18 protein-coding genes and 1 pseudogene are annotated in these 21,241 nt (G+C 40.9%); 1 reads left to right on the top strand and 18 read right to left on the bottom strand.

Annotated elements, in window-relative coordinates; all coding sequences use genetic code 11:
- Positions 1 to 47 precede the first annotated feature (47 nt).
- The 9 genes and pseudogenes from HT688_RS07505 to parE form a co-directional block, all read right to left on the bottom strand.
- A pseudogene (locus tag HT688_RS07505) lies at positions 48 to 2,013 on the bottom strand (peptide ABC transporter substrate-binding protein).
- 22 nt (positions 2,014 to 2,035) lie between these two features.
- The gene (locus HT688_RS07500; RefSeq protein ID WP_023936685.1) at positions 2,036 to 3,058 is read right to left on the bottom strand and encodes a branched-chain amino acid aminotransferase; all 1,023 of its coding nucleotides are present in this window, start codon (positions 3,056 to 3,058) and stop codon (positions 2,036 to 2,038) included.
- A gap of 134 nt (positions 3,059 to 3,192) precedes the next feature.
- Positions 3,193 to 5,664: a DNA topoisomerase IV subunit A gene (gene parC, locus HT688_RS07495; RefSeq protein WP_078929788.1), complete on the bottom strand. Its 2,472-nt coding sequence runs from the start codon at positions 5,662 to 5,664 to the stop codon at positions 3,193 to 3,195.
- 353 nt (positions 5,665 to 6,017) lie between these two features.
- On the bottom strand, positions 6,018 to 6,578 hold the full coding sequence (locus HT688_RS07490) for a RelA/SpoT-related domain-containing protein (protein ID WP_050222938.1): 561 nt from the start codon (positions 6,576 to 6,578) through the stop codon (positions 6,018 to 6,020).
- On the bottom strand, positions 6,575 to 7,435 hold the full coding sequence (locus HT688_RS07485) for an aminoglycoside 6-adenylyltransferase (RefSeq protein ID WP_050222937.1): 861 nt from the start codon (positions 7,433 to 7,435) through the stop codon (positions 6,575 to 6,577). The genes HT688_RS07490 and HT688_RS07485 overlap by 4 nt, the downstream gene beginning before the upstream one ends.
- A gap of 64 nt (positions 7,436 to 7,499) precedes the next feature.
- Positions 7,500 to 8,102 carry a protein adenylyltransferase Fic gene (fic, locus tag HT688_RS07480; RefSeq protein ID WP_050222936.1) on the bottom strand — a complete coding sequence of 201 codons (603 nt, stop codon included), beginning with the start codon at positions 8,100 to 8,102 and terminating at the stop codon, positions 7,500 to 7,502.
- A 34-nt stretch (positions 8,103 to 8,136) separates the two neighbouring features.
- A complete protein-coding gene (locus tag HT688_RS07475; protein ID WP_050222935.1) occupies positions 8,137 to 8,955 on the bottom strand; it encodes an Eco47II family restriction endonuclease in 819 nt (272 codons plus the stop codon).
- Entirely contained in the window at positions 8,952 to 9,953 is a 1,002-nt protein-coding gene (locus tag HT688_RS07470; RefSeq protein ID WP_050207868.1) for a DNA cytosine methyltransferase, read from the bottom strand. The genes HT688_RS07475 and HT688_RS07470 overlap by 4 nt, the downstream gene beginning before the upstream one ends.
- Before the next feature lie 23 nt (positions 9,954 to 9,976).
- Positions 9,977 to 11,920, bottom strand: coding sequence for a DNA topoisomerase IV subunit B (parE, locus tag HT688_RS07465; protein ID WP_050207869.1), 1,944 nt, complete (start codon positions 11,918 to 11,920; stop codon positions 9,977 to 9,979).
- A 135-nt stretch (positions 11,921 to 12,055) separates the two neighbouring features.
- Between parE and plsY the strand changes: the two genes are divergently transcribed.
- Positions 12,056 to 12,697 (top strand): glycerol-3-phosphate 1-O-acyltransferase PlsY, encoded by a 642-nt coding sequence (gene plsY, locus HT688_RS07460; RefSeq protein WP_023936666.1) that lies wholly within the window; start codon positions 12,056 to 12,058, stop codon positions 12,695 to 12,697.
- A 37-nt stretch (positions 12,698 to 12,734) separates the two neighbouring features.
- Here plsY and HT688_RS07455 read toward each other — a convergent pair whose 3' ends face one another.
- From HT688_RS07455 to HT688_RS07415, 9 genes are all read right to left on the bottom strand, one after another.
- Complete coding sequence (locus HT688_RS07455; RefSeq protein WP_023940960.1) at positions 12,735 to 13,691, bottom strand: ABC transporter permease; 957 nt, start codon at positions 13,689 to 13,691, stop codon at positions 12,735 to 12,737.
- A gap of 2 nt (positions 13,692 to 13,693) precedes the next feature.
- Positions 13,694 to 14,752, bottom strand: coding sequence for an ABC transporter permease (locus tag HT688_RS07450; protein ID WP_050207870.1), 1,059 nt, complete (start codon positions 14,750 to 14,752; stop codon positions 13,694 to 13,696).
- Positions 14,745 to 16,280, bottom strand: a complete 1,536-nt coding sequence (locus HT688_RS07445) for an ABC transporter ATP-binding protein (RefSeq protein ID WP_000929841.1) — start codon at positions 16,278 to 16,280, stop codon at positions 14,745 to 14,747. Before HT688_RS07445 ends, HT688_RS07450 begins: the two co-directional genes overlap by 8 nt.
- Before the next feature lie 143 nt (positions 16,281 to 16,423).
- Entirely contained in the window at positions 16,424 to 17,476 is a 1,053-nt protein-coding gene (locus HT688_RS07440) for a BMP family lipoprotein (RefSeq protein ID WP_050222932.1), read from the bottom strand.
- A gap of 89 nt (positions 17,477 to 17,565) precedes the next feature.
- Positions 17,566 to 17,955, bottom strand: coding sequence for a cytidine deaminase (locus HT688_RS07435; RefSeq protein ID WP_050207872.1), 390 nt, complete (start codon positions 17,953 to 17,955; stop codon positions 17,566 to 17,568).
- The gene (gene deoC, locus HT688_RS07430) at positions 17,942 to 18,604 is read right to left on the bottom strand and encodes a deoxyribose-phosphate aldolase (RefSeq protein ID WP_050207873.1); all 663 of its coding nucleotides are present in this window, start codon (positions 18,602 to 18,604) and stop codon (positions 17,942 to 17,944) included. The genes HT688_RS07435 and deoC overlap by 14 nt, the downstream gene beginning before the upstream one ends.
- 19 nt (positions 18,605 to 18,623) lie before the next feature.
- Positions 18,624 to 19,901, bottom strand: a complete 1,278-nt coding sequence (locus HT688_RS07425) for a pyrimidine-nucleoside phosphorylase (protein WP_050207874.1) — start codon at positions 19,899 to 19,901, stop codon at positions 18,624 to 18,626.
- On the bottom strand, positions 19,898 to 20,488 hold the full coding sequence (locus HT688_RS07420) for a class I SAM-dependent methyltransferase (protein ID WP_078374311.1): 591 nt from the start codon (positions 20,486 to 20,488) through the stop codon (positions 19,898 to 19,900). The genes HT688_RS07425 and HT688_RS07420 overlap by 4 nt, the downstream gene beginning before the upstream one ends.
- A 208-nt stretch (positions 20,489 to 20,696) precedes the next feature.
- Positions 20,697 to 21,101, bottom strand: a complete 405-nt coding sequence (locus HT688_RS07415) for a hypothetical protein (protein ID WP_050207875.1) — start codon at positions 21,099 to 21,101, stop codon at positions 20,697 to 20,699.
- Positions 21,102 to 21,241: the final 140 nt, after the last annotated feature.

Here is a 21,241-nt window from a genome sequence, read left to right as displayed (position 1 = left end):
CCAAAATGACAGTATTTTTAAAATTTTATCAAGATCAATACCATTCCTTATTTAATGTGTTTTTCTAGTTCTTTTTGGTATTTGCTATTGGATTCCAATTTTTCTTTTTGCCATTTTTCAAGAGCTTCGTCATATTCTTTTGTTGTAACAATATCTTTTTGCAATCTCATTCCTTTAAAGATATATGGATCCCCCTTAATACCAACTTGTGAGTATGGTTTTGAGAATGGCACGACATTACTTACAACTGGAGAACCACCAGATGAGACTGTTGGCATCAATAATGAACTATCTGTCAACCAAGCTTGAGCTTTTGCATATTTTTCATATCTCTTCTCTAGGTCAGTGGTCTCAGAAACAGCATCTTCTAACAATTTCTTATATTGATCCAAACCAAGTTTCGCTACAACATCCTTATCTTTTCCTTTAGTAATACCAAGGTGTTTCATGGCAGAACCAGATTTTGGATCCATAATATTCAAGTAAGACGCTGGATCTTGATAGCTTGGAGCCCATCCTGTACTGTTCAAATCATAGTCTTTTTGAGAAGGAACACGCGCTTGTGAAGTGATTGTTTCCTTTTCATTATCTGTCATTTGAAGAACGTCGATAACAACATTTTCAGCACCAAGAGTTGATTCGATTGACTGTTTGAAAGAGTTGCTTTGTTGAACGGCGATGGTATCTGTTTGTTCAACTGGGACATCCAAGTGAATTGGGAAAGTGACCCCTTTAGATTCCAAGTCTTTCTTAGCTTTTTCGAACGTAGCTTTAGCCTTGTCAGGGTTGTAAATAGAGTCCTTACCGTCAACTAGCTCAACACCTTTCCATTGGTCACCGTAGTTCACCAACTCTGCTTGAGCGATTTGACCAAAGTTCTTACCCCCTGCTTGTACAAAGTTGTCAGGAACGAGGCTGTTACGAATAATCTTGTCCGCACCATCTTCACCGTTTAGCTGGGCAGCATACGAATGACGGTTGAAGGCAAAGTTGATAGCCTGACGGAAGTCCTTATTAAGCATAGCTTCTTTTGTAGAAGTCTTTTGCTCTTCGCTTGTTTTCGCAGTTTTATTGTATGACTGACGATTTACGTTAAAAGTAAAGTAATAACTACTTGAGTCCTGTGGGCTATAAGTGATTTTATCTCCGTATTCTTTCAAAGTCGAAGCAAAGTTTGAGCTGCTTGGGAAGAGACGGGCTGTCGTATAAGCACCAGAGGAGAAGCTACGGATCAAAGACTCCTGATCTGAACCATCGTAGTAGGTCAATTTAATCTTCTCAATTTTAACATTTTCTTTATCCCAGTAATTTGGATTTTTTTCATATTCAATCAACGATTTAGAAGTCAATGTTTTTAAGAAATAAGGTCCATTGTAGAGAATCCCTGCTGGGCTAACCTCTCCGTAATTCTTTCCAGATGCCTTTAAAAACTCTTCATTTACAGGCAACATCGTCGCTGTTGTAACTTTTGAATTCCAGAAACTTTCTGGCGCATTCAATGTATACTCAACTGTGTAGTCATCCAAAGCTTTAACACCAACTGCAGAGAAATCATTGGTTTCACCAGTCATATAGGCGTCCAAGCCTTTGATTGAATTTTGGATGAGAGAGACACCGTCTGACTTACCATCAGCAACGTGTTTTAGTCCTGTCACAAAGTCATGGGCTGTTACTTCTGCGTATTCTTCGCCTTCTGATGTGTACCATTTCACTCCTTTACGAAGTTTATAGGTATAAGTCAATCCATCTTTTGAGACAGACCAATCCTCAGCCAAAGAAGGAATAACATTACCATATTTATCATTTTCCATCAAACCATCAACGACATTTCCGATAATATCTGTTGTGGATGTACGCGTTGCTATGCTGTAGTCCAAGGATGCTGGATCCACTGCATAGACATAAGAAAATGTTGTCGGAGCATCTGCTTCTTTATCAGCTTTTCCACAGGCTGCTAAAAGATGTTGTGCTTAGGATAAGTCCTGTTGTTAAAATCCACTTTTTCGATTTCATAAAAATCTCCTTTAATATATTTTTAATCTACTTTTACAATCCAACCTTCTGGCGCTGGAATATCACCAAACTGAATACCTGTCAATTCATCATAGAGTTTACGAGTCACAGGACCTACTTCTGTTTCGCTATAGAATACATGGAAATCATTACCGTGTTGAATGCCTCCAATTGGAGAAATAACCGCTGCTGTACCACAGGCACCTGCCTCTACAAAACGGTCAAGGTTATCAATTGGAACATCACCCTCAATAGGAGTTAAACCCAAGCGGTGTTCTGCCAAATAAAGCAAAGAATACTTGGTAATAGATGGCAAGATAGATGGACTCAATGGTGTTACAAATTCATTATCAGCTGTAATTCCAAAGAAGTTAGCTGATCCGACTTCTTCAATCTTTGTATGTGTTGATGGATCTAGGTAGATAACATCTGAGAAATGACGTGACTTGGCCAATTTCCCTGGCAAGAGACTGGCAGCATAGTTTCCACCAACCTTAGCCGCACCTGTACCATTTGGAGCAGCACGGTCATATTCATCCTGAATCAAGAAGTTGGTTGGGACCAAACCACCCTTAAAGTAATTTCCAACTGGCATAGCAAAGATAGTAAAAATATACTCCTCTGCTGGTTTTACCCCGATAATATCTCCGACACCAATCAAAAGAGGGCGAAGATAGAGGGTTCCACCTGTTCCGTATGGTGGTACGTATTCTTCATTGGCACGGACAACTGCTTTACAAGCTTCTACAAACATTTCTGTCGGAACTTGTGGCATCAAGAGACGGTCACATGTCCGTTGCAGGCGTTTGGCATTTTCATCAGGACGGAACAGTTGAACACTGCCATCCTTAGTACGATAAGCTTTCAAACCTTCAAAGGCTTGTTGACCATAGTGAAGACTTGGAGAAGACTCTGAAATATGCAAGGTTGCATCTTCTGTAAGTTCTCCTTGATTCCATTGTCCATTTTTAAAATGAGCAATATAGCGATAAGGTAATTTCATATAGGAGAAACCAAGGTTTTCCCAATCAATCGTTACTGTCATATTCCACTCCTTATTCTAAAAACCTATTTCTTATATTCTACACTATTTTTCTAAAATAGCAAGTATATTTTGTAATTTTCAGAAAATTTCTTCAATAAAAAGAACCAGCTCTTAGAACTGACTCTTCATTTCACTTATTTAGCTTCTGTAAATACTTCTTTAAGATAAGCGTCAAAAACTTCTTCATCTGAAATCGTGTCAGAAATGAAGCTTCCATTGCTAGTGCGTTCTGACAAGTTCAAGTCTTGCAATCGGCTTTCATAGATTGTTCCTTTATTGGATTGGACAAGCAGAATTTGATCGTTCCCGTCCACTTCTGTACTGAAGAGGTCACCAACGAAGCCTTGTTCTGCAACTGCACCAGCCAAGAAGACACGGTGCGGTTTGTTTTTCAACTCACGCAAGACTTGTAGTCCTCGTTTGGCACGGCTGGTTGCCGGAATTTCGTCAATAGAAACACGTTTCAAACTTCCACGTTGGGTCAAGAGGTAGAAGGATGAGGTATTGCAAATAAAGGCAGACTGGAGAACATCATCTTCTTTCAAGTTCATAGCCTTGACCCCTGCAGCCTTGGCACCGACAACCGGAACCTCTTCAATATTGAAACGAAGGGCATAACCGTTTTGGCTAATCAAGACAACATCATCCAATTTAATTGGAGCCACTGCTACAATCTGGTCTGTCTCGTCTTTGAGCTTAGCATACTTGACAGACTTAGTTTTATAGGTCCGCCATGGAGTGAATTCTTTTCGTTCTACCCGTTTGATTTGACCAAGACGAGTAGCTGCAAAATAAGTTGTCGCATCATCAAACTGATCCACAACTTCCACATAAAGGATTTCTTCATTCGTTTCAAAATTGGTAATAGTTTGGCTCAAATGCTCTCCGATGTCCTTCCAGCGAATATCTGCTAATTCATGGATTGGTCTGTAGATGACATTTCCAAGAGTCGTGAACATCAAGAGATGCTGGGTTGTCTTGGCAGATTGAACAAAAATCAAACGGTCGTCATCACGTTTGCCAATTTCCTCTAGCGTTGAAGCCGCAAAGGAACGCGGGCTGGTACGCTTGATGTAACCTGCCTTGGTTACGCTGACGTAGGTATCTTCCTCGGCGATCAGACTAGCTGTATCAATCTCGATTGCTTTCGCAGTGTCTTCTAAAGTACTCAAACGTGGAGTCGCAAATTTCTTCTTGACCTCACGAAGTTCTTTCTTCATGAGATTGTACATGGTCCGTTCATCACCGATAATCGCCGCAAGCATAGCAATCTTTTCACGAAGTTCTGCTTCTTCTTCCTGCAAGACAACTACGTCTGTATTGGTCAAACGGTACAGTTGCAAGGTTACGATAGCCTCAGCCTGTTCTTCCGTAAAATCATAGCTAACTTTGAGGTTTTCCTTGGAGTCAGCCTTATTCTCAGAAGCGCGGATAAGAGCAATGACTTCGTCCAAAATCGAAATCACACGAATCAAACCTTCGACAATATGGAGACGCTTCTCAGCCTTCTCCTTGTCAAAGCGGGAACGAGCCAAAATCACTTCACGACGGTGGGCGATGTAGCTAGACAAGATTGGAACTATCCCAACCTGACGAGGCGTGAAATTGTCAATCGCCACCATATTAAAGTTGTAGTTGATTTGCAGGTCTGTGTATTTGAAGAGATAGTTGAGAACGAGCTCCGTATTAGCGTCTTTTTTGAGCTCAATCGCAATACGAAGACCATCACGGTCAGACTCATCACGAACCTCAGCAATGCCTGCCACCTTGTTATTGACACGAACATCATCGATTTTCTTGACTAGATTGGCCTTGTTGATTTCATAAGGAATCTCAGTAATAACGATTTGTTCCTTACCACCTTTTAGCTTTTCAATTTCAGTCTTGGAACGAACAACCACGCGCCCTTTCCCAGTCTCATAAGCTTTCTTGATTTCATCACGACCCTGAATAATAGCCCCTGTAGGGAAGTCTGGTCCAGGCAAGAATTCCATGAGTTTATCAATCTTTGCAGTTGGGTGGTCAATCATGTAAACTGCAGCATCTATGACCTCAGCTAAATTATGGGGAGGAATGTCTGTGGCATAACCAGCCGAAATCCCAGTCGAACCATTGACCAAGAGGTTTGGAAAGGCTGCTGGCAAGACTGTCGGCTCTTTCTCGGTATCGTCAAAGTTCCAAGCAAAAGGAACAGTCTTTTTATCGATATCTTGAAGAAGGTAGCCAGCAATTTCAGACAAACGCGCCTCAGTATAACGCATAGCCGCAGGCGGATCTCCGTCCATAGAACCGTTGTTACCGTGCATTTCGACCAAAATCTCACGATTTTTCCAGTCCTGTGACATACGAACCATGGCATCATAGATGGAACTGTCACCGTGTGGGTGGAAATTCCCCATGATATTCCCGACAGACTTGGCCGACTTACGATAGCTCTTGTCAAAAGTATTTCCATCTTTATTCATCGAATAAAGAATACGACGCTGAACCGGCTTCAAGCCATCACGAATATCTGGCAAAGCCCGGTCTTGAATAATGTACTTGGAGTAGCGACCAAAGCGCTCTCCCATGATGTCCTCTAGGGACATGTTTTGAATGTTAGACATATAGGATACAGAGCCCGTAAAATACCAAGTGAAAATAGAAAATTCTTGAAGTAAGCAAGCTCACCAGAGAATTTATCTTTTTCACGCATCATTTAGGGCGTGTTCAACTCCTTTCAAAGAATATAGAGTATGTGTAATGATAAAAGGATTAGTCCAATGTTCAGTTACCGTAAGTAACCAAACTATCCTTTCTGTAATTTAATATGTTGCTTCAGTTAACAAGGAATTTCACATAGCATTTAGGGCATGTTCAATTTCTTTCGAAGAATGTAGTGTATTTTTTATGGAAAAAGAAAAAATATAGAGTAAGTGAGTTTCATCCAATTCCTGTATCGCCATTTCCACTTGAAAGTCTACTCCACAAATCCTCGTTTATACTTGATATGACTGGCGATATTGCTATCTACATCTTTCTTATCCCAAAGTTGGAGTTCCCATGGGTAGTAAAAATTACTTTTATTTTTAAAATAGATATGAATACCGACATAGCCATCTTTATCACGTAAATACCAGTTTTTTAGTCCGTACAGCTCTTGCCAATCATCTAGTTTCTCCATAACTTGAGCTATCTCTTTGGAACTTAAAATCATACGAGCACCAAAAATATCATTAAGAATTGAATTCACAGGATAGCCCTCTTGACGCTCTGAAAAACGTGTAATTTTATCTAAAATAGACTCAGAAGTTTTGACACGATAAACATAGGCAATATCTTGGACATCCGCTTTCATCAGATAATCATTAATTGACTCATGTAAATTCAGACGGTAGGCCAAAATCGCTTTAGTCGGAACTTTTGAAAAGGTATGCTTGAGATTGATTTTTTCCACCTTACCCGTTTCAAAATAATCTTTAGAATATTCTCGATGAATACGATTAATCTCTGTAATGAGGCGTTCCACTTTTTCAATCATGAGTCTTCTCCTCTCGCTTTTTCATTTTTCCAGTTATTCCCAAACTTCTTCACTCTTTCCTTAGCATACTCAATCATCTTCTCAGCCACTTCTTTATCGTAGTCAAATCCCATTTTTTGAGCAAGAAATTGAGCTTCTTGGTGGAAAAGTTGCATCGTAGCCAATAAAGACTGAGTAATTTTATCTATACTTGAAAAATCAAGCAAATCTGAGAATTCCTTTTCTTTATCAGTGGGTAAATAGTTAAAAAGATACTTATAATTCTTGCCGACGTCTACTGTTCCCTTATCACTTGCGACCTGCCAAGCCAAGATTTTCAAGAGTTCTTGTTGGCAAATACCATAGAGATGGTCAGTAGCATAGAATACCTGCTTGCGACAAATCCCTTTGACAACGTAGGCTGACACCCACCAAAATTCATTACAGGAATTTTTAAAATCCGTTTCAGTAGCTGGGGTTATCCAGTGACGCTTTGGACTGGGAGAATAGGACTCAAATAAGTCCTTCTCATCTTCCAAAACTATGAATTTCGACTCGCTATCTACCCATTCTTTCATGTGTTCTTTAGGACATAGGGTTAAATCAATGCGGTTACCATCCTCAAAGAGCATGAGATAAAGATGTCGCTGGTCAAGTAGGACATGCTGTTCAATCAGGCGTTTGCCAAAATGCTCCAACCAAGAAAGGTCACTCGTCAGATTATCTAAATCATCCACGACATAGACCACGTCATAGTCTTGAAATTCATCTTTTAGGGCCTTTGGATTTGCCCGTGAACCAGACATGGCGACAGCTTTAACTTGTAAAGTTTTGGCAGTTTGTAAAATCAGATTTAGCATTTCTGTCTCAGCTCTCATGTCAGTACCTTCTCATTTTATAGATTACTAGGTGTCTACTTCTTCTTACTGGATAGTTTTTATATTATAATTCCCTTGTCTTGTAAAGACTGTATCCTTCGTAGTAGTATGAAGCATCTACTCCCTTAAAGAAACTGGTCTGACTGAGGTCATCCGTCAAGTTATTGAGGAGTAAATACTTGAGTTCTCCAGTCGATACTGCACTACGCTTCATGGCATTCAGGTATTCATCCTTATCAATGGCGTTCCAATCTACCACCTTACCCAGCTTCTCACGAAGCATACAATCTAGCCAAATCCGCATGGCGCGTCCATTTCCCTCACGGAAAGGATGGGCAATATTCATATCCGCATACTTATCAACCACTTGATCAAAATTGTCATGAGGAAGTTTGTCAATATACTGTAAGGATTGCTCTAAAAAAATACGGGGGGCAAATTGAAAGTTATCCTTTGCAATATTGACATCACGGATTTTTCCAGCGAAATCATAGATACCTGAAAAAAGATAGTGGTGAATAGCTGACAGCCCTGCAAATGTCCCAACTTCCATCTTGAACAAGTCTCCTGTCTGAAAAAGCAGGGCGGCTTGTTTTTTTGTCAGTTTTTCTTCTGCATCTGCCAGCTGGGCTGAGTTTGTAATGCCTAGTTTATTTTCCAATACCATATCTTCCCCTTATTAACGCCATTTTGTTATGAAATCATGTTCTATCAAAACCTAAATAAGTTGAAAATCCTAGAAGATAGATCACTCTTGCAACTGCCAATTCACTATCATCTTCAATATTTCCTTCTGCTTTCATAATGATTTCTTCAAAAACAGTATCATTTGGCACGATCTCTGTTCCCATTTTTTCTACTGCCTTCTCAGCTACTGATGGTAAATTCATACACATCTTATAAAAGGCATCTTTTTCACCCGTTACCATGAAATAAAATTGATCCAGGCTAACTCTACGAATAAATTTGTGACCAACTTTTTCCCCGTCAACTTTAGGTTCCCATTTAATATTTTGAGATTGCTTTGAAATTGCTTCGACCAAGAAACAGGCACAATCGTCATCCTTCAATAACTGATTTTGCATCTTGATAAAAGTCTTCCCTGATGATGCAGAATTCATAGTATTGTGTTTATTTTTCATTTCAACATAAATTCTACTTACACGCGAACCATCAGGTAAAGAAATTCCTTCTGGATTCTCATATATAACATCCCAGCCACCTTCTTTTCCATTATCTGGGACACGACAATTCTTCATATATCTGAAAATAGTTTGATGGAAATAGCCAATATCATTATTATTTGATTTATCTCTTTGGCGAAAAATTTCATTACTAATAATTTCATCCCAAGAACTACGATAAACCGACTTATCAAAAATTAATTTTACAGGATCTACAATATTCTTATTAAATCGTTTCAAATCAAAAGATTTCAATTTTTCACCATACTTCGAAATAGTATCCTGAACATGTTTTAAAAAATCTTCTTCACTAATAAAATCTACATCCCAAGTCATAATTGCTCCAAACTTTCTTTTATCTTTATCCCCACTTCATAAGCCAAGTTAACTGGAACAGCATTCCCCACTTGCTTATATTGATTTCCTATGCTCCCTTGGAATATCCAATCATCTGGAAAACTTTGAATGCGAGCATTTTCACGAACTGTAAAAGGACGAGCCTCCAATGGATGGCAACGTTCTGTTTGTTTTTGGGTAGGAGATGTTAAAACTGTTAAAGATGGTTCATCTAAACTCATTCTTCTCAAAATACCTGTCCTGCCCCCAGTCATATCCCAAGTTGACTTCATATACTCTTTTGCAATATCTTCTGGAATATCACGCCAATAGCCACCTGGGGGAACTAATTCAAAAATTTTTCTCTTGTAATCAGAATATTGTGCACCAACACTAGGCGGACTATCTAATAATATATCTCTCAATACTGGCTTATATTCATGTGGTTCTGGATAATCAAACGAAATAATATCAGCTAAGTCATTTCTAACCCCAACCATAATCATACGTTCACGTTTCTGAGCCACTCCATAATCCCAGGCATTTAAAACCTTCCATTTAACCGTGTAACCTTCATCCGAAAAAATATCCATAATAGTTCGAAATGTTTTTCCATGATCATGAGAAACTAGGCCACGTACATTTTCAAAAACAAACATTTTCGGTTGAAGTTTATTTAGAAATATTGCATAGTGGTAGAATAATGTACCTCGAGCATCCTCTAAACCTAAACGTTTCCCAGCATAAGAAAAAGCTTGACAGGGAGCACCTCCGCTCAACAGTTCTAGTTCTCCCTTTTTTATATTAAAATATTCCTCCAAATCAAGAGATGAAATATTTGCAATATCATCATGAATGACATTCCAACTAGGTCTGTTGTGTTTCAATGTTGCCGCTGCTGCTTTATCAAACTCAATCAAACCAATGGCTTCGAATCCAGCTTTTTCTATTCCAAGTGCCAAACCACCTGCACCTGCAAATAATTCAATAACTCTCACTCTTATTTCCTCTTTAAACTAACTTAAAACACTGTCGCTTCTTCCAGCGTAAACTTGACATTGTCCTCAATCCACTTACGGCGTGGTTCAACCTTGTCTCCCATGAGGATATTGACACGACGTTCGGCGCGTGCTAGATCTTCGATGGTGACACGTATGAGGGTACGGGTTTCTGGATTCATGGTTGTTTCCCAGAGCTGGTCCGCATTCATCTCACCAAGACCTTTATAACGTTGGAGTGTAGCACCTTTACCGAACTGCTTGCGGAGTTCTTCTAGCTCTCCATCCGTCCAAGCGTAGGCTACTTCTTCTTTCTTGCCTTTACCTTTTGACATCTTGTAAAGAGGCGGAAGGGCGATGTAGACATGACCTGCCTCAACTAGGGGACGCATGTAGCGGTAGAAAAATGTCAAGAGTAAAGTCTGAATGTGGGCACCGTCGGTGTCCGCATCGGTCATGATAATGATCTTATCATAGTTGGTATCTTCAATAGAGAAGTCTGCTCCAACACCTGCACCGATGGTATAAATCATGGTATTGATTTCCTCATTTTTTAGGATATCCGCCATCTTGGCCTTGGCTGTATTGATAACCTTACCACGAAGAGGTAGGATAGCCTGGAATTTACGATCACGACCTTGTTTGGCAGAACCACCGGCAGAGTCCCCCTCGACTAGATAGAGTTCATTCTTAGCTGGATTCTTGGACTGGGCTGGGGTTAATTTACCAGACAGCAATCCCTTATCTTTCTTATTTTTCTTGCCATTTCGGCTCTCATCACGTGCCTTACGGGCTGCCTCACGAGCATCACGGGCCTTGATAGCCTTGCGAATGAGATTAGAAGCCAATTCCCCATTTTCCATAAGGAAGAAGGTCAACTTATCTGCCACAATTCCATCCACAACTGGGCGGGCAAGAGGGCTTCCTAGTTTGTCCTTGGTCTGTCCTTCAAACTGGAGGTGTTCTTCAGGGACTAGAATAGAGAGAACGGCTGCTAGCCCCTCACGATAGTCTGATCCTTCAAGGTTTTTATCTTTTTCCTTGAGAAGACCTGTCTTACGCGCGTAGTCGTTCATAACCTTGGTAATAGCGGACTTGAGTCCTGTCTCGTGCGTTCCACCGTCCTTGGTGCGAACGTTATTAACAAAGGACAAAATATTATCTGAAAATCCGTCATTGTACTGGAGGGCCACTTCCACTTGAAAACCATTGTCTTCCCCTTCAAAGTAAAGAACCGGCGTCAATGTTTCCTTGTCTTCGTTCAGATAAGAAACAAAGTCCTGCACCCCATTCTCATAGTGGAATTCAATCGCTTCATCTGTTCGTTTATCAGTCAAAGACAAGGTCACATTTTTCAAAAGAAAGGCTGATTCATTGAGGCGTTCTGAAATGGTATTGTATTTGAAGTCTGTCGTAGAAAAGATAGTCGCATCAGGCATGAAGGTAACCTTGGTACCTGTTTTAGTCTTGGGTGCAGTACCGATTTTCTTCAAGGTCGTGACAGGTTTTCCACCATTTTCAAAACGTTGCTTATAGATTGCCCCGTCACGGATAATTTCAACTTCTAACCAACTAGAAAGGGCATTAACAACGGAAGAACCCACCCCGTGCAGACCACCTGATGTCTTATAACCACCTTGACCGAATTTCCCTCCGGCGTGAAGAATGGTAAAGATAACCTCAACAGTTGGAATTCCCATAGCGTGCATACCAGTTGGCATCCCACGTCCATGGTCTTGAACCGTTAAACTGCCATCTTTATTGATGGTCACATCAATACGGTCACCAAATCCAGACAAGGCTTCATCGACAGCATTATCGACGATTTCCCAGACTAGGTGGTGGAGCCCAGCGCCATCGGTCGATCCGATATACATCCCTGGACGTTTTCGGACCGCATCCAACCCTTCTAGCACCTGAATGGCATCATCATTATAATTATTAATATTGATTTCCTTTTTTGACACAAGGAACCTCCTATTCGTTCATCTTTACTATTCTACAGGTTTTCCAAGGATTTTGCAAAATTTTTCTTTCTCCGCTGTGACAATTTCAGAAGAGATTCTCTGCCTTTCTTCTCCATTTCATGATATAATAGGAGTATGATTACAATAGTTTTATTAATCCTAGCCTATTTGCTGGGTTCGATTCCGTCTGGTCTCTGGATTGGACAAGTATTCTTTCAAATCAATCTGCGTGAACACGGTTCTGGAAATACTGGAACAACCAATACTTTCCGCATTTTAGGTAAGAAAGCTGGTATGACGACCTTTGTGATTGACTTTTTCAAAGGAACTCTAGCAACGCTTCTTCCAATTATGTTTCATCTGCAAGGCGTTTCGCCTCTCATCTTTGGACTTTTGGCTGTTATTGGCCATACCTTCCCTATCTTTGCAGGATTTAAGGGTGGTAAGGCTGTCGCAACCAGTGCTGGAGTGGTTTTCGGATTTGCGCCTGTCTTCTGTCTCTACCTTGCAGTTGTTTTCTTTGGAACCCTCTATCTTGGTAGTATGATTTCACTATCTAGTGTCACAGCATCTATCGCAGCCGTTATCGGAGTTCTACTCTTTCCACTTGTTGGTTTTATCCTGAGTCACTATGACCCTCTCTTCATCGCTATTATCCTAGCACTTGCTAGTTTGATTATCATTCGTCATAAGGACAATATCGCTCGTATCAAAAACAAGACTGAAAATTTGGTCCCTTGGGGATTAAACTTAACCCATCAAAATTCTAAAAAATAAACGCCAGTTTGAACAGAACTGACGTTTTTTTGTATACTTATTTTGATTTGATATAGTTGATACCATCTGCTTTTGGTGCAACTGCTTTTCCAAAGAAGGCTGCCAAGACAAGAATTGTCAAAACATAAGGTGCGATTTGAAGATAAACCGCAGGCACACCTTGTAGGAACGGTAATTGAGAACCGATAACAGCCAAACTTTGTGAAAGTCCAAAGAAAAGACTAGAAAGCATGGCTCCGATTGGATTCCATTTTCCAAAAATCATAGCAGCAAGGGCGATAAATCCAGGTCCAACAATAGTTGTCACTGAGAAGTTAACTGAGATTGATTGAGCATAAATCGCTCCGCCAATTCCACCTAGGAAACCTGAAATAATAACCCCTAAATATCTCATCTTGTAGACATTGATTCCCAACGTGTCCGCTGCTTGAGGATGTTCACCAACAGAGCGGAGACGAAGACCAAAGCGAGTTTTGAAGAGAATAAACCAAGCAAGGAACGAGAAGGCAATCGCCAAGTAACCAAGAAGGCTAGTTGACTTGAAGAAGATATCACCGATTACTGGGATATTTGCCAAGACTGGGAAATCAAAGCGTCCAAAAGTCTGACTTAGGTTGTCGGTTTGTCCTTTGTTATAAAGGACTTTCACTAAGAAAACAGCCAAGGCTGGCGCCATCAAGTTCAATACCGTACCGCTGACAACATGGTCTGCACGGAAATGCACCGTCGCAGCTGCGTGAATGATAGAAAAGATTCCCCCTACCAATCCTGCTACAAGCAAGGATAGCCATGGAGTTGCTGCTCCAAATTGTTCTGCAAATTCAAGGTTAAAGACAACTCCAGAAAAGGCACCCATAACCATAATTCCTTCAAGACCGACGTTTACCACACCACCACGTTCAGAGAAAACACCACCAATACTTGTAAAGATGAGGGGTGCTGAATAAATCAGCATAGAAGACACCAAGAGGGTGAGCAAGGTTGTAATAGACATCTTTACTTACCTCCTTTAACTTGTTTTTTCGGTTTGACAAAGCGTTCGATAAGGTAATGAACACTGACAAAGAAGATAATAGACGCTGTTACAATGCTAACAAGCTCAGACGGTACCTGCGCCGCATTCATACCAGGAGCTCCAACTTGGAGAACACCAAATAGAAAGGCTGCAAAGAGAATACCAATTGGTGAGTTGGCCGCAAGCAGACTAACCGCCATCCCGTTAAATCCAACAGCCAATGACGCCCCTTGAACATAGACATTCTGGAAGGTTCCAAGTCCTTCAACAGCTCCACCAAGACCTGCCAAGGCACCTGAAATAATCATTGATAGGATAATCGTTCGTTTTGCAGAAATACCAGCGTATTCTGAAGCATGTGGATTAAGACCAACAGCACGGATTTCAAAACCAAGGGTTGTTTTCTTGAGCATGAACCAAATAACTGCAACAGCAATGATGGCAAAGAAAATACCAATATTCATCCGCGAATTACCAGTCAACTCAGCCAACCAAGGGGTCTGATAGGTTGCATTAGCCCCAACACGAATGGTCGAATCTGTACTTTGCATAAAGTCTTTAGGGAAGGCATGGATAAAGGCATTCCCTACATACAAGACAATGTAGTTCATCATGATGGTTACGATAACCTCTGAAGTCCCGAGATAAGCTCTCAAAACACCTGGAATAGCTCCGACAATCCCACCAGCAATCAAAGCAATCACGATAGTTGCTAGAATCATCAAGGGACGTGGCATATCTGGATGCGACAGGGCAAACCAACCACTGAGAATCCAACCTGCCAAAGCCTGACCAGGAAGCCCAACGTTAAAGAAACCTGCACGACTGGCAACAGCAAATCCAAGACCAATCAAGACCAAAGGCCCCATTGCACGGAAGATTTCTCCAATCCCACGCAGGCTACCAAAGGCTGTATAGAACAATTCTTCGTAGCCCCAAATAGCATCATAGCCGAAGATCCACATGACAATGGCTCCAAGTAAAATTCCAAGGAAGACAGAGATCAAGGGAACCGAAATTTGTTGTAATTTTTTAGACATCACTCTTCTCCTTTCCCAAGTTTCCACCAGCCATCAAGACACCAAGTTCTTGTTTATTGGTTGTTTCTGGTGACACAATACCTTGAATCTTACCATCATGAATAACGGCAATACGGTCTGAGACGTTTAAAATCTCATCCAATTCAAAGCTGACAACTAGAACAGCCTTACCATTATCACGCTCTTCAATCAAGCGCTTGTGGATATATTCAATGGCACCGACATCCAACCCACGAGTTGGCTGGCTGACGATAAGGAGATCAGGATCACGATCAATTTCACGAGCAATAATTGCTTTTTGTTGATTTCCTCCTGAAAGTGCAGCTGCAGGAACAAATTCACTGGCAGCACGAACATCAAATTCTTCCATTAGCTTTTTAGCATAAGAAGTAATATTTGAATAGTTCAAAATTCCATTTTTACTATGTGGTTCTTTGTAGTAGGTTTGAAGGGCAATATTTTCAGAAATCATCATCTCTAAAATCAAACCATCACGGTGACGGTCTTCTGGAACGTGCCCAACACTTAGCTCTGTAATTTGTCGTGGATGCAAGCCTACAATTGAATCTCCTTTTAGCTCAATGCTACCAGATTCAACCTTGCGAAGACCTGTGATGGCTTGAATCAGTTCAGACTGACCATTTCCATCAATCCCCGCAATTCCAACAATCTCTCCAGCACGAACATCCAAGGACAGATTTTTCACAGCTGGGACACCGCGGTTTTCATTGACCACCAAGTCTGTAATAGACAAGACCACTTCTTTTGGTTGAGAGGCTTGTTTCTCCGTTTTAAAGGAAACAGAACGTCCCACCATCATTTCTGCCAAATCAGCATTGGTAGCCCCTGCAATTTCGACGGTTTCAATTGATTTCCCACGACGGATAACTGTAACGCGGTCAGAAACTGCGCGAATCTCGTCCAACTTGTGGGTGATCAAGATAATTGATTTTCCTTCTTTGACAAGATTTTTCATAATAGCCATCAACTCATCAATTTCTGATGGAGTCAAAACAGCCGTTGGTTCGTCAAAGATAAGGATATCAGCCCCCCGATAAAGGGTTTTTAAAATTTCTACACGTTGTTGGGCTCCGACTGAGATGTCTGCTACCTTGGCAGAAGGGTCAACAGCTAAGCCATAACGTTCAGAAAGAGCCTTGATTTCTTTGCTAGCTCCAGCAATATCTAGTACACCATTTTTAGTCAATTCACTTCCTAAAATGATGTTTTCAGCCACCGTGAAAGCTTCTACCAACATAAAGTGCTGGTGAACCATTCCGATTCCCAAGCCAGCTGCTTTAGATGGTGAATCGAGATTGACAACTTGACCGTTGACCGCGATTTCACCACTAGTTGGTTCAAGAAGTCCTGCTAACATGTTCATGAGCGTGGACTTTCCAGCCCCATTTTCTCCTAAAAGTGCATGAATTTCACCCTTTCGTAGGTGCAGGTTGATGTTGTCGTTGGCAACAAATTCGCCAAACACCTTGGTAATATCACGCATCTCTATGACATTTTCGTGTGCCATGTGCTCTTCCTTTCAGAGTCTTATTTTATTTCAATAAAACTTGCTAGTTTGTCTAGTAGCAAGCTTTACTGAGACAAAATGACTTTGTCTCAACTCTTAAAAAAGCGACCGAGGGCCGCTTCCTAAGAAATGACTTCCATCCATTATTTTGCAGGAACTTTTACGCTTCCATCAAGGATTTTAGCTTTAGCATCTTCGACAGCTTTTTTACCTTCTTCTGAAAGGTTTGTTACTGCCAAGTCAACCCCTTTATCTTTCAATGAGTAAACGATCACTTGACCGCCAGGGAATTCACCTTTTTCTGCCTTGTTAGAAATATCTTTTACAGTTGTACCAACTTGTTTCAAAGTAGATGCAAGAACAAAGTTTGATTCTTTGCCATCTTTAGAAGTGTATTTACCTTCTGCTTCTTGGTCACGGTCAACACCGATAACCCAAACTTTTTCATTTTCAGGACGGCTTTCGTTGAGTGATTTTGCTTCTGCAAAGACACCAGCACCTGTACCACCAGCTACTTGGTAAACAATATCTGCACCAGCTGCGTATTGTGCTGCTGCAATTGTTTTACCTTTAGCAGCATCACCAAATGAACCAGCATAGTCAACTTGTACTTTGATAGATGGGTCTACTGAGGCAACACCTGCCTTGAAACCAGATTCAAAACGAGAGATAACTTCTGACTCCTGTCCACCTACAAAACCAACTTGTTTTGTTTTAGTTGTTTTGGCTGCAGCTACACCTGCAAGGTAACCTGACTCATTATCAGCGAAAGTTACGCTCGCAACATTCTTTTTATCTTTAATCACATCATCAATCAAGACATAGTTCAAGTCAGAATGTTCTTTAGCTGCTTCTTCAACCGCATTGTGAAGGGCAAAACCAACACCGAAGATTAGGTTGTAACTTCCAGCCGCTTGTTGCAAGTTGTTAGCGTAGTCAGCTTCACTTGTTGATTGGAAGTAAGTGAAACCGTTATCTTTTGAAAGATTGTGTTCTTTACCCCAAGCCTGCAAACCTTCCCAAGCTGATTGGTTGAATGATTTATCATCAACACCACCAGTATCAGTGACGATTGCTGCTTTTGTCTTCACATCAGAAGATGAATCTGCCTTACGAGAAGAGCGGTTACCACATGCAGCAAGTCCAACTGCTGCCACTGCTACTAGGCCAAGACCTAGCCATTGTTTCTTGTTCATTACTGAACCTCCTAAATAAGATGTGCAACGATGTTGCAAGTATGGATTGGTTGGCCACAAGGACCGTGCCACTCAGAGAGCGACTCAGACTAAGTTAAGTCTGTAAAAGAGTATGGAAGTAACTCCCCGACCGTCATCTCGACCGTCGATTTATCTTTTGCGACTAAGGTCACTTTTAGATCTTGTTCAAAAAATTCGACCATTACTTGGCGACAAGCACCACATGGTGAGATTGGTTTTTCAGTCTGTCCATAGACAATCAATTCTGAAAACTCTCTTTGTCCTTCAGATATAGCCTTAAAAATGGCTGTTCTCTCACCGCAATTGGTCAAAGGATAGCTAGCATTTTCGATATTCACTCCCGTGTAAACACTTCCGTCTTTGGCTACTAAAACTGCTCCGATAGGAAAGTGAGAATAGGGGACATAGGCTTTCTTGCTGGTTTCAATTGCCAGTTCAATCAACTCAGTAGTCGCCATCTGCCAATTCTCCTTTTAGAATTGCTACTCCAGCTGACGTTCCGATACGGGTCGCACCTGCTTCGACAAAGGCAAGAGCATCCTCATAAGAACGAGCTCCACCAGCAGCCTTGACACCCATATCAGACCCAACTGTTTCACGCATCAATTGAACATCTGCTATCGTAGCGCCACCAGTTGAAAAGCCAGTAGATGTTTTAACAAAATCAGCTCCTGCTTTTTGGGCTAATTGACAAGCCACAACTTTTTCTTGATCTGTCAGAAGGCAAGCTTCAATAATGACTTTCACTAACTTGTCACCACTTGCTTCTACAACAGCACGGATGTCCGATTCAACCAAGGCTAAATTACCTGATTTGAGAGCCCCAACATTGATCACCATATCAATCTCATCTGCACCATTTTGGATAGCTTCTTTTGTCTCAAAAGCTTTCACAGTTGAAGTTGTTGCTCCCAAAGGGAAACCTACTACTGTGCAGACCTTGACATCTGTGCCTTCAAGCTCTTTTTTAGCATGTTCAACCCAGGTCGGATTAACGCAAACACTGGCAAAATCATACTCTCTAGCCTCAGACAACAAACAATCAATTTGATTTTCTGTTGCATCTTGTTTTAAAAGCGTATGATCGATATATTTATTTAATTTCATATTCGGATTCTCCTGCGGTTTATGAGATAATTTCTATAATTTCTCGTAAACTTTGCACCCTATCATTTATTTTAACATATTTTTGAAAATCTGTAACTAGCTGATGAGAAATTTTTCCATTTGTGTATACTTTTGCAACAATTTCTCCCTTTTGAACGGAATCTCCAACTTTCTTTTCAAAAACAATTCCTGTTTCATAATCCAAGGCATCAGACTTGACTGCACGGCCTGCCCCCAGTCTCATAGCATAAAGCCCAAATTCCATAGCTGGAAGAGCTGAAATAACACCCGTCTCCTGAGCAGGGATTTCCACCACATGGGACACATTTACAGGACGATAGAGGTCTTCTAAGTCTCCACCTTGGGCTTGGACCATTTCCTCAAACTTAGCCAGCGCTTGGCCATTTTCAAGATGTTGGCGAACTTCTTCAACTGTTTTATTTACATTTGCCAGACCAAGCATAATTTGAGCCAATTCACAAATAAAGTGGGTAATATCCTGACGTCCTTGACCTTGTAGAATCTCCAATGCTTCAAGGATTTCCAGACGATTTCCAATCGCACGCCCTAAAGGCTGGCTCATATCCGTAATCACCGCTACTGTCTTCCGGCCAACAGCCTTACCAAGTTCCACCATGGTTTGAGCCAACTCACGCGCCTCATCAACCGTCTTCATGAAGGCGCCCTCACCGACAGTTACGTCTAGCAAAATAGCATCCGCTCCTGCCGCGATTTTCTTGCTCATCACCGAACTCGCAATCAAAGGAATCGTGTCGACAGTTGCGGTCACATCACGGAGGGCGTAGAGAAGTTTATCTGCTTTAACCAGCTGGTCTGATTGCCCAATGACAGATACACCAATATCCTGAACCTGACGAATAAAATCCTCTTGACTGCGCTCGACTTGATAGCCTTTAATGGACTCCAATTTATCAATTGTCCCACCAGTATGACCAAGGCCACGACCACTCATTTTTGCCACAGGCACACCAAAGCTAGCAACAAGAGGAGCTAAAATCAAGGTTACCTTATCGCCGACACCACCAGTAGAATGCTTGTCAACTTTCACACCATCAATGGCAGACAGGTCAAACTCTTGCCCTGTCTTGACCATCTTCATGGTCAAATCAGATATTTCTCGAGTCGTCATTCCTTTAAAATAAACAGCCATAGCAAAGGCAGACATCTGATAATCAGGAACAGTTCCTGATACATAGCCTTCTATCAGCCATTCAATTTCACTTGAAGTCAGTTCTTGACCGTCTCGTTTTTTTTGGATTAAATCAACTGCTCTCATTCTTTCACACTTCTAAGGATATAGTATCCCTTATCTTTTTTAAGGATTTCACAATTGCCAAACACATCTTCCATCTTAGACTTGGCACTTGGAGCCCCTTGTTTTTTCTGGATGACGATGGTCAAATCTCCACCAATTTCCAAGAAATCTTTACTTTTCTCGATAATTTCATGAACGACTTTTTTTCCAGCACGAATAGGGGGATTGGAAATGACATGTTCAAATTTCCCTTCAACTTGTTCATAGATGTTGGACTGGAAAATCGTCGCTTCTACTTTATTTCGTTCAGCATTTTGTCGCGCCAAACCCAAGGCACGATTATTGATATCGACCATGGTAGCCTGAACGCCATAAGCCTTAGCTAAAGACAAGCCCAAAGGTCCGTAACCACAGCCTACATCAAGGACAGTTTCTCCTTGGTTGACCTCCAGACACTTGAGCAAAAGCTGACTTCCGAAGTCAACCATCTTCTTGCTAAAAACACCTGCATCCGTCAGAAAGGTCATTTTTTCTCCCAACAATTCTACTCTCAACTCATGAATGTCGTGAGCAGCGTCAGGATTTTCTGCATAGTACATTTTATTCATAACCCTATTCTATCATATTTTGGATCGAATTGTAAATCGTTTACATATCCAAAATAAAACAAAAAGATTGAAGGAAGGTGCGTTACAATAGCTCCCCTTCAATCTCTTTCAACTTTTATAAGCAACTTGTATTTCATCTAGGACTACAGCTATCATTGCCATGATAAAACAACAAATTTATTGTCTATAATCAAGCGCATTTTTATTACTATTGCTTAACCTTCAGATACTTAATTATCAACAAAATTCCCAACAAAATATTTAGATAAAAGCCCAATTGATACGTTTGTGTCAGGATTTCCAAACTTGTCCAAAGTCGTATCAAATCTTCTAGTGACATGCGGAAGAAATAACCCTCTGTCGCAATCCATAGAACTAAAAAGCAATAACTACCAGCAGCAAGCCATTTCGCCCATCGTTTTTTTAGGAAGAAAGCAATCAAAAGCGAACAGATAAAGACAGCTGTTACAATGGCATGTTCCATCAAAAAAGTAAAACCGTAATAGATTTCCACAAAGCGTCTACCATTATCCGCATTGACTCCTTTTATAAAAGGTAAGGCAAAACTTAAAATAAAACAGAGTTCCAATAGGTAACGTTTCAAGATTTTCATAGTACACCTCCTATAAGTTATAAACCCCAAAGCCCCCTTTATAGCTGATAAGTCAGTAGAAAGCAGCTCCTACTTCATCAATAAATTGTTCATCCTCTATCTACTTATATTATATACTATTGGTAAATTCCCAAACTAAG

Source organism: Streptococcus sp. 1559 (assembly GCF_013276735.1).
Classification (GTDB): domain Bacteria; phylum Bacillota; class Bacilli; order Lactobacillales; family Streptococcaceae; genus Streptococcus; species Streptococcus pseudopneumoniae.
Note: the sequence above shows the minus strand (reverse complement) of the source record. Positions and strands in the feature narration are given on the sequence as shown.

What these genes read in the sequence shown, in the direction of transcription:
- HT688_RS07450 (WP_050207870.1), bottom strand. Translation starts at nt 14,752, where the DNA reads ATGTCTAAAAAATTACAACAAATTTCGGTTCCCTTGATCTCTGTCTTC.
- plsY (WP_023936666.1), top strand. Translation starts at nt 12,056, where the DNA reads ATGATTACAATAGTTTTATTAATCCTAGCCTATTTGCTGGGTTCGATT.
- HT688_RS07500 (WP_023936685.1), bottom strand. Translation starts at nt 3,058, where the DNA reads ATGACAGTAACGATTGATTGGGAAAACCTTGGTTTCTCCTATATGAAA.
- HT688_RS07475 (WP_050222935.1), bottom strand. Translation starts at nt 8,955, where the DNA reads ATGACTTGGGATGTAGATTTTATTAGTGAAGAAGATTTTTTAAAACAT.
- HT688_RS07420 (WP_078374311.1), bottom strand. Translation starts at nt 20,488, where the DNA reads ATGAATAAAATGTACTATGCAGAAAATCCTGACGCTGCTCACGACATT.
- parC (WP_078929788.1), bottom strand. Translation starts at nt 5,664, where the DNA reads ATGTCTAACATTCAAAACATGTCCCTAGAGGACATCATGGGAGAGCGC.
- HT688_RS07415 (WP_050207875.1), bottom strand. Translation starts at nt 21,101, where the DNA reads ATGAAAATCTTGAAACGTTACCTATTGGAACTCTGTTTTATTTTAAGT.
- fic (WP_050222936.1), bottom strand. Translation starts at nt 8,102, where the DNA reads ATGGTATTGGAAAATAAACTAGGCATTACAAACTCAGCCCAGCTGGCA.
- HT688_RS07490 (WP_050222938.1), bottom strand. Translation starts at nt 6,578, where the DNA reads ATGATTGAAAAAGTGGAACGCCTCATTACAGAGATTAATCGTATTCAT.
- HT688_RS07485 (WP_050222937.1), bottom strand. Translation starts at nt 7,435, where the DNA reads ATGAGAGCTGAGACAGAAATGCTAAATCTGATTTTACAAACTGCCAAA.
- deoC (WP_050207873.1), bottom strand. Translation starts at nt 18,604, where the DNA reads ATGAAATTAAATAAATATATCGATCATACGCTTTTAAAACAAGATGCA.
- HT688_RS07455 (WP_023940960.1), bottom strand. Translation starts at nt 13,691, where the DNA reads ATGTCTATTACAACCTTGCTCACCCTCTTGGTGTCTTCTATGCTGATT.
- HT688_RS07435 (WP_050207872.1), bottom strand. Translation starts at nt 17,955, where the DNA reads ATGGCGACTACTGAGTTGATTGAACTGGCAATTGAAACCAGCAAGAAA.
- HT688_RS07440 (WP_050222932.1), bottom strand. Translation starts at nt 17,476, where the DNA reads ATGAACAAGAAACAATGGCTAGGTCTTGGCCTAGTAGCAGTGGCAGCA.
- HT688_RS07425 (WP_050207874.1), bottom strand. Translation starts at nt 19,901, where the DNA reads ATGAGAGCAGTTGATTTAATCCAAAAAAAACGAGACGGTCAAGAACTG.
- HT688_RS07445 (WP_000929841.1), bottom strand. Translation starts at nt 16,280, where the DNA reads ATGGCACACGAAAATGTCATAGAGATGCGTGATATTACCAAGGTGTTT.